Raw genomic sequence first — 12345 nt, forward strand, 5'->3', positions numbered from 1 at the left:
CCGCAACATATCGTGATTGGTGGAAGCATCCCTCCAGGTGTATAAGGTTAACGCGCGGTAACCCTCACCTGGAGGTGAACTGAACGGCATGAACAGGCCGATATTTAACCCGCCAAATCGACGAAGACGTTTCTCTTACCTGTTGAGAGGCTCGGGTTCTCCCCCCGGAACCCTGCATGGCCCTCCGATCGGCCTTCCCCCGCCGATACCCATCCTTTGCAAACCCCGCGAAGGCCCAAGACCAGACCGAAGCCCCCCGGTTAACACCCAACCCGATGCCTTAGGCAACAGGGGGCTATTATGAGCATTTACAGCTTAGACGTAATCAGGAACTACTGGCAAAAGATTCAGGACGGCACCCTCTGGACCCTGAATCGCCTCCACGAATCCGGACGCGCCCGCGAAGACCTTTACCGCAGCGAAGAGTCCGACTTCCTCCACATTCTGCCGAAATCCGCGCCCAACCGGTCGCTCGACGACTATATGCAGCTGGTGCGCAACGACGAGGGCTGGGACGCCTTCGAGGCCGCGCAGCTCGACCCGTGCTTCCTCTATGAGGCCAACCTGCATCCGTTCGAGACGCCGGTCGCGGAATCGGACAGCCACGCGGCCGATCCGACCGATACCCCGGACCATCATGCCAACGATAACGGCGAAGCCGCCTCTGCCATGTCGCCGGCCCAGATCATCGAGCTTAGCCTCGCCAAGATCGAGCATCGTTTTCCCGGCGACGAAGACTGGGGCGACAAGGATATCCGCGACCTGATCGCCACCCAGACCTTCGTCTTCCAGAGCAATTACGACAACCTGACGCGCCGCAGGCGGGCCAATGTGCGGCTGTGGATGCGCCTGGCCATGCTGGTCTTTGCCGCATGGGCGTGGTGGACGCTGGAAAGCCTGAGTTCAGGCGTTCGTCCGCTGCATGACGGGTTTGCCGCCATGGTGGCCTATGCCGGCCTCGACCTTGGCAAGATCGCGGTCCAGGCCGTGTTCAGCCCCTGGACCTGCCTGATCTTCACCCTCGGCGCCTTCTGGGGCGCATTCGCCTGGGCCCGGCACATTCATGGCTTGCAACGCCTGCGCTTCGTCGCCTCGACCCGGGCGTCGTCGGCCACGGTCGCCAAGTCGGTGACCTCGCGCATGGAGACCATCCTCTACGTCGCCCGCGCCCTGATCGAGGAGATCGACCGCGGCAAGGACGACGCCTGGGACAACGGCACGCTGAAGCCCTGGGCGACCGCGACGCAGAAGCTGGTCAAGCTGGTCTTCTGGTGCGACCAGCGCATCTACGGCATCGAGGACTACCTGCGCATGCACATGAAGCTGGTCGGGCTGTGCAATGACGGCATCCGCCAGGCCGCCAAGTTCAAGGCGCTGTTCCTGGTGTACCGCCATGCGACGTTTGCCTTGGTCCTGCCGGTGGTGTTCGCCGTGACCGGCACGCTGGCCCTGGGCTGGCATATCGGCTCGGTGGCGAATGTGCAGACCCCGGTCGCCTTCGCGGCGGTGACGGTGGCGGTCTTCGCCCTGTTCCTGAAACTGCACAGCCTGATCAAGGGCCAGGAAGCGCCGGAGTCGGTCTACAACCTGATCAGCTGGGCGGCGACGCGGACCATGAAGGGCTATCGCGACAGCCGGCTCTACATGGAAATGGCCGCCTTCATCACCCGTGAAAAGCGCCGCCTGCTGCGCGAGGAAGAAAAGCGGCGAGCGTAAGCACCTGAGAAAGGAAGGGAATCCACAGATTACACAGATTGCACAGATTGTTCTGAGCGTGCGGCTGCGAGCTTAAAGATTGGCCACGGATGACACGGATACGCCGCTTCGCGGCGGCACGGATGATCTGATTAGAGGGCGCGGTCGGCGTCAGATTGGGAGGGAAGATGCGCTGCGCGCTTTTCTTATCCGTGTCGGGCGCGAAGCGCCCATCCGTGCCATCCGTGGCAAAAATCTAATCTGTGCAATCTGTGTAATCTGTGGACCTCTTCTCTACTTCATATCCGTTGCCGAGCGGTATGCGGAACACGTTCCTAACAATGCTACTCGCCCTTTAGAGCACGTTTCGGCCTGGGTCTCGCGCGGAAATCGCCACTTGGCACGCCAATTGAAACCCACAAGGCGAGCCGTCCCACAACGGGACGCCCGAAACAAGAACTTAGGGGTTCCTTTATGGCCACCGATATCGATCTGCACCTGGGCAAGAGACTTCGCCGCCGCCGCCGTCTCCTGGGCCTGACCCAACAACAGCTGGCGCTGGCCGTCGGCATCCGCTTCCAGCAAATCCAGAAGTACGAATGCGGCGCGAACCGCATTTCGGCCGCCCGCCTGTTCCAGCTGGCCAAGGCGCTGGAAACCCCGATCAACTATTTCTACGACGGCCTGACCGACGAGAAGACCGAAGTCGCCGCCGTCAACAACGAAGGCATCGAAGTCTTTTCGCGCAAGGAAACGCTCGACCTCATCCAGGCCTATTACCGCCTGTCGGAGCGTCCGCGCCGCCGTCTGCTCGACCTCGCCAAGTCGCTGAACGGCGATTCGGAACAAGCCGCTTAAGGTTTTTTAAGCTAAGGCGGCTACTCCTGCCGGGGCCGGTTGCCTTTAAAGTGAATACTGCGTACCCGATTTTATAAAACTATATTCGTACCCCTCTGGACCCGCATGCCGTCTGACGGTATGCGGGTTTTTATGTCCGATACCATCGATTTTGCCGCTCTCGAAGCCGCCGCCCTCGCCATGGCCGAAGCCGCCGCCCAGGCCGCCCTGCCGCATTTCCGCGTGCGTGGCTTAGGCGAGGACAACAAGCTGGCCCATTTGTCGCGCTTCGATCCTGTGACCGAGGCCGACAAGGGCGCCGAACGCGCCATCCGCGCGATCATCAACGCGCGCCTGCCGGAGCACGGCATTATCGGCGAGGAATACGGCGAGGAAAACGCCGACGCCGAGTTCGTCTGGATGCTCGACCCGGTCGACGGCACGCGCGCCTTCATTTCCGGCCTGCCCCTGTGGACGACCCTGATCGGACTGCGCCACTGCGGCCGTCCGGTCCTGGGCCTGATCGCCCAACCCTATCTGGGGGAGGTCTTCCTGGGCTCGCCGCTGGGATCGCGGCTGATCACGGCGAGGGGGGAGACGCCGCTTAAGGTCCGCTCGGCCACGGCCCTCGGCGACGCCGTCATCGGCACGACCGATCCGGACCTGTTCCAGGGCGCCGAGGCGGACGCCTATCTCGGCCTGCGCAAGGCGGTGAAACTGGCGCGTTACGGCTGCGACGCCTATGCCTTTGCCATGGTGGCGCAGGGTACGATGGACATCGCGCTCGAAACGGGACTGAAGCCCTGGGATATCGAGGCCATCATTCCGGTCATCGAAAACGCCGGCGGCGTGGTCACCGACTGGCGCGGCGAGGCTGTGCCGGATACGGCGGGACAGGTCATCGCCGGAAGCTCGCGCGCCCTGGTCGGCCAGGCGCTGGAGCACCTGCGTCCGGCGGCGGCCTGAGACGGCTATTTCTTCGCGGAATAGGCGTCGTAGATGTCGGCCGCGACGATCCGCCCGCACATGTCGAGCTTCTTCTCGTCGCAAAGCCCGTCGAGGGTCTTGAGGAACTTGCCGGAGCCGAGCTTCACGGTCACGTGGTAGGACAGGGTCGACACATCGTCATTCTGCGAGGCCTGCAAGGCGTCGTTCATGATGACGTTGACGCCGTCGGCCGGTGCGGCGTCGACGACGGAAAACCGGGAATCGGCCGCCACCGCCTGGCGCAGGGCCTGGCTGAACGCCTTTGTCATCCGGTCACCCTCGTAAAGGTCGAGATGCACGGCAAGCGTCGTCTGCGCGGACGCCATGCCGGGTGCCGCCAGGACGGCGACAAGGCCCGCGAGGGCGCAGTAGCGGGACAGGATCATGGGGTCTCTTCTCCGTCGGGACCGGGCTGGCCGGCGGGGGCTTGCGTCTCCGGCAGATGATCGTCGTCAACCGACGGATCGTCCGACGCCACGGCGCTGTCTTCCAGGCTCAGGCCCCGCGACGGCCTGGGCGGCTGGCCCGAGCCCTGGTAGCCGACCATGCGCGGCGCGACATCGTCGGCCAGGCTGTCGAACTGGCGGAAGGCCTCGCGGCGATATTCCTCGGCCTCGATCAGCAGTTCGTGCTCGGCGCCGGCCACCTCGACATATTGGGCCTTGCCGAGCTTGCGCGAGAACTGCTTCGACGACTGCTTGTTGATGATGCGGTCGTCGCCCGAGGTGATCAGCACGACGGGCGTGCGCACCTTCTTGGCGGCCTTGTTCTTGTCGCGCAGCAGGGTTTCCCCCACCTTCAGCGCGAAGCTGAGCCAGCCCCAGGTCGGCGTGCCGACGGCCAGGTGCGGGCAGGCGAACAGCTGCTCGCGCCAGATCTCATAGCGCGCGGCGTCGTGCGTCAGGGCGTCGTTTTCGAAGGTATGCTCGAACGGATCGTCGAACAGTTCCGGGACGTAGTCGCTGGCGCGGCCATGATTGACCTGCCAGTCGGTCTGGAAGTTGACGGCCCACAGGGAATGCTTGCCCGTCTTGACGCGCAGCATCGGATTGGTGAACAGGGCGCCGGCGATGCGGCCCTCGCCCTTGACCAGGGTCATCAGGTTGAGCGCGCCGCCCATGGAATGGCCCAGCATCAACCAGGGCTTGGGGGCGCGATCCTCGAAGGTATCGAGCAGGCGCTGATAGTCGTCGAGAAATTCCTCGGCCGAGCGCGCATGGCACTTCAGGCGGTCCGGCAGCAGGCGCGCCGACAGGCCCTGGCCGCGCCAGTCATGCGCCACCACGGCGAAGTCGCGGTCGAGCAGGTCGCGCACGACCTCATAATATTTTTCGATGGGTTCGGAGCGGCCGGGGCTGATAAAGACGGTGCCGCGGGCGGCGCCCCGGGCGGGCCAGTAGCCGACGCGCAGGCGTAGGCCGCCGGCGCCACGGTACCATTCGCCGGTGCCGCCTTCGGGCGGACGCGATTCCGGGATCGACATCAGGGGGGCGCTTTGCGACAGCGCGGCAATCCGGCTCACTCTGAATAGTCCCCAAACGTCATTGCGGCTTCCTGAACTTCAGCACCATACGGTCGCTCTCCCCGATCGATTCGTAAAGAGTCCCATCGAATTCGGGGTTGGGCGGCTGTCCCCTGGGGGCGGTAAGGCGCTGCGGCGGCAATGTCCATACCCCAAATGGATGATCCTTGTCATCCTTCGGATTGGCGTTGATCTCGCTTGAGGCGACGAACTGGAAGCCGGCCTCGGCCGCCAGCTGCTTGACGAACGGTTCCTGGACATAGCCGTTGGTCGCCGCCGGATCCTGGACGTTGCCGATGTCGGCGCGATGCTGCTCGACGCCCAGCGTGCCGCCGGGCTTCAGCGCCTGGAAGGCGTCGGCGAAGGCTTTTTCGGCGATGCCGGCGGCCATCCAGTCCTGGATAACCACAAGCATCAGCACGGCGTCGGCGGTGTCGGACGGCAGGAGCGCGCGGCTGGACGGGCCGAATTCGCTGAATTCGACGGCGCCGTACATCGACTTGTTGCTGGAATAGTGCTGGCGATAGGTCTCGATCAGCGAAGCGGTGGCCTTGTCGGCCAGGCTGCCCGTCTGGAAGAGGGCGGCGACATAGTGGCCCTTGCCGTGCGTCAGATAAGGGCCAAGGATTTCAGTCATGTAGCCGGCGCCCGGCCACATGTCGACGACCGTGTCGCCCGGCTGGATGTCGAAGAAGGTCAAAAGCTCTATCGGATGGCGGTATTTGTCGCGGTCGCGGTCGGCCGAACTGCGCGAGGGCAAGGCGACCGTCCAGTCGAGCGTGCCTTCCTGCCGGGCCTTCTTTGGATCGACGGCCTCAAACGGGCCGCCGTCGGGGTCGGGCTGGGTGATGACGGGCTCGGGCTTGCGGCCGCACGCCGCCAGGGCGCTGAACGCACCCAGGCCCAAGGCCAGACATCCCCTGCGACTAAAGACCGTCATTTTTACCCAATAAGGCGAACTTGAGCGCGCACGTTAGGCGGTGAGAGTCGAAAGGTCAAAGTCGCAACGGAAATTTTTGTACCCGGGCACGGCAACGCCCTTCCTGGCGGCCAGAAAGGGCGTCGCAGAATCTTGTACGGGTATCTTACGCTTCCAGGCCGAAGGCGCTTTGCAGGCGCTGCAGCTGGCTGATCACCGGGTTGACGGCGCCCTGTTCGGGCTCGGCATCGATGAACATGCGCTTGTCCATATGCGAGATGCGCTCATAGAGGCGGTTGGAGCGGTCGAGCAGCGACAGCAGGCCGTTCGGCAGGACCTGGGCGGCTTCCGCCGATTCCGAGGCCAGCGGCGACAGGCGGTACTTGTCGTCGCAGGCGTCGGAGGCTTCCATGTCGCCTTCGCGCACGGCGCGCTGGACCAGAAGCCACGAGGCGATCTGCATCAGGCGGGTCGTCAGCCGCATGCTTTCGCCGGCATAGAGCAGGGCGTCTTCGCGGCTCAACAGGCGCGAGTCGCGGCGGCCGTCGCCGTCGAGATAGCCGGCGGTCTCCTCGACCAGGGCCATGCCTTCCTTGAACGTGCGATCGAACAGGTCGCTGGACGCAAAATCGCGAACGACATGGACGCGCATGTTTATGGAATTGGCGGTACTTTCGGACATACTCAGAGCCTTATGCTGTAAATCGGTCGGCGCGGTCACTTCTTGCCCGCGGACCCCTTGCCGGGGCGCCGCACGTCGGTATCGAAGCGACCTGCCCGGTATCTGCAACGCGCGTGCCAGCCACTGGCTTCGAGTGTCGCTGTTCAGGGTTATTCAATGCTTAACTCGTCTTAAAAGAGAATAAAGCGGACGCCTCGGACAGGCGATTTTTCTTCTTCTCCATCGCTTCGGTGACACGGCGGACCTCGCCTTCCAGCATTTCGATCCGTTCCTTCAGATCGTCGACGCTGTAGGGATCGAGGTCCTCGTGCAGCAACCCGTTGAGGGCGGCCGCGCCCTTGGGGGACGGCCGCAGCGACATCGGCAGATCGTCGTCGATCATCAGTGCCTCCTTCGTCGTTTCTTCTGTCCGGCCGGTTGCGCACATGCCCGCGCAGACCTTTCCAGCCGGTTAATTCCACATTGCCATGAAACGCCTCTTGGGTGAGAAAATCAAGGGAAACGAATCGGTATCGGAGGCGTTATGAAGGTCGTGTCAATAGATGGAGACGGTCAGACTCCGGAGCAATTGCGCCTGATTGAGATGCCGCGCCCCGAACTGGCACAGGGCCATGTCCTGATCCGGACGGCCTATGCCGGAGTCAATCGCCCCGATATCCTGCAACGGCGCGGTCTTTATCCGCCGCCGCCGGGCGCGTCGCCGGTCCTGGGCCTGGAAGTGTCCGGCACGATCGACGAGGCCGGGCCGGGCGTGACCGGCTGGAAGGCCGGCGACGCGGTCTGCGCCCTGGTCAATGGTGGCGGCTATGCCGAATTCGCCGCCGTCGATGCGCGGCATCTGTTGCCCCTTCCGAAGGGCCTGACGCTGGAGCAGGCGGGCAGCCTGCCGGAGACGGTGCTGACCGTCTATGCCAACCTCATGGAGCATGGCGCGCTCAAAGCGAATGAGACCGTGCTGGTCCATGGCGGCAATTCCGGCATCGGGTCGATGACCATCCAGATGGGCAAGGCGATCGGCGCTAAGGTCGTCGCCACGGCGCGCGGGGCCGACAAATGCGCCTTCGCCAAAAGCCTGGGCGCCGACCTGGTCATCGACAGTGACGCCGAAGACTTCATCGCGCCGGTGAAGGATTTCGGCGGGGCGGACGTGGTCCTCGACATCGTCGCCGGGGACTTTGTCGCCAAGAACCTGCTTTGCCTGAACTTTCGCGGCCGCATGGTCCAGGTCGGCACCAGCCGGGCGCCCGCCGTCGAGCTCGACCTTAGACGCATCATGCAGAAACAGGCCGTGCTGACCGGCTCGATGCTCAGGCCGCGTTCGCCCGACGAAAAGGCCAGGCTGACGGCGGCGGTGAAGGCCAATGTCTGGCCGCTGATCGAAGCCGGGCGCATCCGGCCGGTCATCGACCGCGTCTTCGATTTCGCCGGTGTGGCGGCGGCCCATGCCTACATGGATTCCGGCGCGCACAAGGGCAAGGTGGTGCTGAAATTTTGAACATTGTTCACATTGCGACTCTGTGTGACCTATGGTAAACCCGGCCTTGCCGGGACAGGTGGGGCGGTAACGAGGGCTTGGATGAGGTTTAGGCATGTTTTCCTGGCAATGGGGCTGACGGCCTTTGCCATGCCGGCGGGGGCGGCCGAGCCGGGCCTTCTGTCTCCACCGCACGAAGGTGTGGCCTACGCGGTCGAGGCGGGTTGCCTGCACTATCTGCGTGAAGGCGGCGACCTGTCGGCCTATGTGGCGGGCCATGCTCGCCCGATGACTGAAAATGGCCGCCGCGTCGAAAAGATCTATGGTTTGGGGCGCGTCACCGTTGAGCCTGCCGAGGACGGCGGTTGCCGTATCGAAGCCGGGCGAGGCGACGGGGCAACGTTACGCGAAGCGGTGGTCGACGCCCTGGCGCATTCCGGTATCCGCACCCAGACCTTTGCCGACTATTCGTCCGAGCTGCGCGGCCGCAGCTGGTCCTATGTGCGCGAAGAGCACTGCTTCCGCATGTACGACCGCGTCTATCTGATGACGCTGGAAAGCTCGGCCGACGGCAGCCGCTGGCCCCTGCGTGCGACCCTGCGTCGCGATGATGATGGCCTGGCCGCGCGCAAGGGGTTGTGTACGGGTTAAGGGAAGCAAGAAACCCCACCACCACCCTTCGCTGACGCTCCGGGCGGTCCCCCTCCCCATCGCTTCGCGACAGGGAGGTGCGTGCACGCGCAATGCCTTGCACCTCCCCGTTTTTCGCAGAAAAATGGCGGGGTGGTGGGGTTTCTTACGTGTTGACCGGACGCAGTAGGATGAACTGCCGCTGGCTGTAGAAGCCTTCCGCAGTCGGCCAGTCCATGGCGCGGACTGTTTCGGTGAGGTCTTCTGAAATCTCGTTGTCGAGTCGAATTTCGACGGTCATTTCATTCTTTAACATCGCGACATAGACGGAAATCCAGTGGTCGCAATCGGAAAGGGCCAGGCCGGAAACGGCGTCTTGCAGTCTGTCCATGTAATCCGCCGGCCGGCCGGCCTTCTGGCCCTCACCGGTATTGTTGATAAGCGAACTGATATAGGCGTCCCAACGCCGGTCAGCCGTAGACCAGCGTTTGATGTCCACCTGATCCGGTTCGTGATGATTCCAGAAGGTCGACAAAAAGACATGCATCGCTCCGACGCAAAACTTGAAAAGGCCCTGGCCTTCAGCGTGACGGATGTCTTCGCCCCAGCCTGCATAAGACTCGACGATGCTGCGCCCATCTTCCAGGCGAAGGGCGAAGTCGATTTGTACCATCGCGGATGTTTCGGTGACCTTGTTAAGGTATCGGGTGGCGCCAAGCAGCGGGAAATCGTTATTGACCAAAGTCCAGTCGTTTTCGATCCGGGCGTCTATGCCGTGCGAGGTCAGCATTTGATGCATGTCCACGACGAGCGATCGTTCGGCGGGAACGGACGGCGTCTTCGTCATGTCCTGCGCGCGTTTTTTGAACCATCCAAACATGACTTCCCCTCATTTGGTACTGGTCTGTAACACGCCCAAACGCCTCACAAAACCGCCTCTTCCCTTCCTTTGCAAATCGCACTATAGGTGAACGCAATCCATACGCCCGGCCGCAAAGGCCGGGCGTAGCCATTTCTGGACGGCGCAAACCGTCCCAAGATCAGAAGGATAACACCCATGGCTGACATCCTGATGCCCAAGGCCACCGCCGTATGGCTGGTCGACAATACCAGCCTCGGCTTCGACCAGATCGCCGATTTCTGCGGCCTGCACCTGCTGGAAGTCAAAGGCATCGCCGACGGCGAAGTGGCGCGCGACATCCGCGGCGCCGACCCGATCGCCAACGGCCAGCTGACGCGCGAAGAACTGGACAAGGCCGAGGCCAACGCCAATTACCGCATGAAGGCCCTGGTCTCGCGCCACGCCGAGCTGCTGAAGCCGACCAAGAAGGCCCCGCGCTATACGCCCGTGTCGCGCCGCCAAGACCGTCCGGACGCCATCGCCTGGTTCGTCAAGCACCACCCGGAAGTGACCGACGCGCAGATCTCAAAGCTGCTCGGCACCACCAAGTCGACCATCGAACAGGTCCGCAGCCGCGGCCACTGGAACGCCGCCAATATCAAGCCGGTCGATCCGGTGACCCTGGGCCTGGTGTCGCAGATCGAACTCGACGCCGTGGTCCGCAAGGCCGCCGAAGTGAAGCGCAAGCAGGCCGAGAAGCTGGGCATCCCGCTCGACGATCCGTCGCTGAAGCCGGCCCAGACCGTCCAGCCGGAATTCGACGAGGAAGACGAAGAGCCCTTCGGCAAGAAGAGCGAGCTGACGGCCGAAGACGTGTTCGGCGGCGGCGCCTTCAACAATGCCGACGACCACGACGAAGACGAAGAGTAAAGAGCGCGACCCTCCTCCCCATTGAAAATGGGGAGGTGTCAGCGCAGCTGACGGAGGGGGCGAAGCTAAAGAAAGACGACGAAAAATGCCGTCACGGCTTCGTGGCGGCGTTTTTTTATGCCTTGATGTTGAGCAGCTGGCCGGTCATCTCGTCGGCGGTCTTGATGACCGAGATGCTGGCGGCAAAGGCGGTGCGGGCATCGATCTGGCCGACGAAATCGCTGACGATGTCGCCGCTGGTCGCGTCGGGCGCCGAATCCTGGACGGTCTGCCGCGCCTGCTGGTCGAAGCGCTGGGACGCCGCCATGGCGCCATAGGCGCCTATCTGCATTGCCGAGATCATGACGGCATCATGCGCCGACAAGTTTAAGGGCGTGTCTAAAGAAAGGGTAAACGCCGGTTAGTCATACTCAGGCGAAATACCCCATATTGGCCGTGGCGAAATGCCCGATATTGGGCAGGACGCCGGACAGTTCGGAATCCGCCACGCCGAACCAGCGCGCCAGGGTCGCCGCCATCTGGTCGACCGCGGTCGAGGGCAGCAGGCGCCCCTGGCCGACCTGGTCGGTGCTGGTCAGCGACACATGCGGCGCAGTGCCGTAGAACTGCCCGCCGCGCACAGCGCCTCCGACGATGAAGTGGTGTCCGCCCCAGCCGTGGTCCGAGCCGTCGCCGTTCGACGCCAACGTGCGTCCGAAATCCGAGGCCGTGAATGCCGTCACCTTGTCGGCGACGCCCAGCTCGACCGTCGCGTCATAAAACGCGCCCATGGCTTCGCTGACCTGGCCCACCAGCCCGCCGTGATTGGCCATCAGCCCGTCGTGGGTATCGAATCCGCCCAGCGAGACGAAGAAGACCTGGCGTTTCTGGCCCAGAGCCGCCCGCCCGCCGATCATGCGCGCCACGATCTTCAGCTGCTTGGCCAGCGAGGTCGTGGGGAAGGCGGTCGCAAGCGTCACCGGCGACAAGGCTCCGTTGACCGTGGTTTCCAGGTCCATTGAGCGCTTGGTCACCTTGGCGAACTCGGTCTCCAGGACATTGCCGCTCGACTGGGTGATCAGGGTTCGCAGGGCGTCGGACGCCTGGGACGAGCCCCACAGCCAACCCTTGGCCGACCAGATGGGAATGGCGCCGTCGGTCGAGATGCCATACTGCAAGGCCGTGGCGCCCGAGACGTACACGGCGTTGCCGCTGGCCGAAATGCAGGTCAGGGAACTGTTGCCGTTGCTCGACAGGGCCAGGTCGCCCATGCGTCCGCCCCAGCCGATGGTGGCGCCCTCGCTGCCGTCCGACTGCCAGATGGACTGCTGGTCGTTGTGCGAAAACAGCTTGGGCGGCAGGGGGTAGGTGGCGCGGTCCGAACCGTTGTACTGGGCCAGGGTCACCGGCACGATCAGCGGCCCGACATTGAGCTGGACCGCCGCCTTGCCGGCATTGAACAGCCCGGCCATGCGCGTCATTTCCGGCGCCAGGGCGTATTGCTGGTTATCGGTCAGGGTCTGGTCGGCGACGGGCGTCAGCGCCGTGGCGGTCAGTTCGTCCCGCCCCAGGGCTATGCCGCCGCGTGTCCGGCCGCTGCCGCCGCCACGGATGGCGCTGTAGAGATCGTAATTGGCCAGGTCGTAAGGCACGACGGTGTTGGCGTAGTCGTTGCCGCCATAAAGAAAGACGCAGACCAGCGCCTTGTAGTCGCCGGCATCGAAGGCGGCGGCTTCGCCGGCGGCGGCCAGGTTCATGGCCAGCGGCGCGCCCGCGCCGATCGCCGACAGGGCGGCGGCGCGGGACAGAAACGCGCGGCGGGTGAGGTCGGATATGCGATTCATTCTGG

Annotated in this window: 14 protein-coding genes; 6 read left to right on the top strand and 8 right to left on the bottom strand. The window is 63.7% G+C overall.

The window, feature by feature from the left end; all coding sequences use genetic code 11:
* Window positions 1–300 precede the first annotated feature (300 nt).
* From AB8717_RS04070 to hisN, 3 genes are all read left to right on the top strand, one after another.
* Window positions 301–1716 (top strand): hypothetical protein, encoded by a 1416-nt coding sequence (locus AB8717_RS04070; protein WP_443749751.1) that lies wholly within the window; start codon window positions 301–303, stop codon window positions 1714–1716.
* Window positions 1717–2169: 453 nt separating this feature from the next.
* Complete coding sequence (locus AB8717_RS04075) at window positions 2170–2553, top strand: helix-turn-helix domain-containing protein (protein WP_443749752.1); 384 nt, start codon at window positions 2170–2172, stop codon at window positions 2551–2553.
* Between the two features lie 132 nt (window positions 2554–2685).
* A complete protein-coding gene (hisN, locus tag AB8717_RS04080; RefSeq protein ID WP_443749753.1) occupies window positions 2686–3498 on the top strand; it encodes a histidinol-phosphatase in 813 nt (270 codons plus the stop codon).
* A 5-nt stretch (window positions 3499–3503) separates the two neighbouring features.
* On the opposite strand, the gene AB8717_RS04085 is transcribed toward hisN, so the two are convergent.
* The 5 genes from AB8717_RS04085 to AB8717_RS04105 all read right to left on the bottom strand — a co-directional run bounded on the left by AB8717_RS04085 (window position 3504) and on the right by AB8717_RS04105 (window position 7024).
* A complete protein-coding gene (locus tag AB8717_RS04085; protein ID WP_443749754.1) occupies window positions 3504–3905 on the bottom strand; it encodes a hypothetical protein in 402 nt (133 codons plus the stop codon).
* A complete protein-coding gene (locus AB8717_RS04090; protein WP_443749755.1) occupies window positions 3902–5041 on the bottom strand; it encodes an alpha/beta fold hydrolase in 1140 nt (379 codons plus the stop codon). Before AB8717_RS04090 ends, AB8717_RS04085 begins: the two co-directional genes overlap by 4 nt.
* Window positions 5042–5060: 19 nt before the next feature.
* Window positions 5061–5981 carry a class I SAM-dependent methyltransferase gene (locus AB8717_RS04095; RefSeq protein WP_443749756.1) on the bottom strand — a complete coding sequence of 307 codons (921 nt, stop codon included), beginning with the start codon at window positions 5979–5981 and terminating at the stop codon, window positions 5061–5063.
* A gap of 145 nt (window positions 5982–6126) precedes the next feature.
* Window positions 6127–6642 carry a protease adaptor protein RcdA gene (gene rcdA, locus AB8717_RS04100; RefSeq protein WP_443749757.1) on the bottom strand — a complete coding sequence of 172 codons (516 nt, stop codon included), beginning with the start codon at window positions 6640–6642 and terminating at the stop codon, window positions 6127–6129.
* A gap of 160 nt (window positions 6643–6802) precedes the next feature.
* Window positions 6803–7024: a DUF1192 family protein gene (locus AB8717_RS04105; protein ID WP_443749758.1), complete on the bottom strand. Its 222-nt coding sequence runs from the start codon at window positions 7022–7024 to the stop codon at window positions 6803–6805.
* A gap of 141 nt (window positions 7025–7165) precedes the next feature.
* On the opposite strand from AB8717_RS04105, the gene AB8717_RS04110 reads away from it, so the two are divergent.
* Both AB8717_RS04110 and AB8717_RS04115 read left to right on the top strand, forming a co-directional pair.
* Window positions 7166–8137, top strand: a complete 972-nt coding sequence (locus AB8717_RS04110) for an NAD(P)H-quinone oxidoreductase (protein ID WP_443749759.1) — start codon at window positions 7166–7168, stop codon at window positions 8135–8137.
* Window positions 8138–8218: 81 nt separating this feature from the next.
* Complete coding sequence (locus tag AB8717_RS04115; RefSeq protein WP_443749760.1) at window positions 8219–8767, top strand: hypothetical protein; 549 nt, start codon at window positions 8219–8221, stop codon at window positions 8765–8767.
* 145 nt (window positions 8768–8912) lie between these two features.
* On the opposite strand, the gene AB8717_RS04120 is transcribed toward AB8717_RS04115, so the two are convergent.
* Window positions 8913–9626, bottom strand: a complete 714-nt coding sequence (locus tag AB8717_RS04120; protein WP_443749761.1) for a DUF6348 family protein — start codon at window positions 9624–9626, stop codon at window positions 8913–8915.
* 177 nt (window positions 9627–9803) lie between these two features.
* Between AB8717_RS04120 and AB8717_RS04125 the strand changes: the two genes are divergently transcribed.
* Window positions 9804–10517: a DUF1013 domain-containing protein gene (locus AB8717_RS04125; RefSeq protein WP_443749762.1), complete on the top strand. Its 714-nt coding sequence runs from the start codon at window positions 9804–9806 to the stop codon at window positions 10515–10517.
* Window positions 10518–10632: 115 nt separating this feature from the next.
* Here the strand turns inward: AB8717_RS04125 and AB8717_RS04130 are convergent, their stop codons facing one another.
* Both AB8717_RS04130 and AB8717_RS04135 read right to left on the bottom strand, forming a co-directional pair.
* Window positions 10633–10860 (bottom strand): flagellar basal body rod C-terminal domain-containing protein, encoded by a 228-nt coding sequence (locus tag AB8717_RS04130; protein ID WP_443749763.1) that lies wholly within the window; start codon window positions 10858–10860, stop codon window positions 10633–10635.
* A 67-nt stretch (window positions 10861–10927) separates the two neighbouring features.
* Window positions 10928–12340, bottom strand: coding sequence for a DUF1501 domain-containing protein (locus AB8717_RS04135; RefSeq protein WP_443749764.1), 1413 nt, complete (start codon window positions 12338–12340; stop codon window positions 10928–10930).
* Window positions 12341–12345 lie beyond the last annotated feature (5 nt).

The organism is Asticcacaulis solisilvae (assembly GCF_052327315.1).
Lineage (GTDB): Bacteria > Pseudomonadota > Alphaproteobacteria > Caulobacterales > Caulobacteraceae > Asticcacaulis > Asticcacaulis solisilvae_B.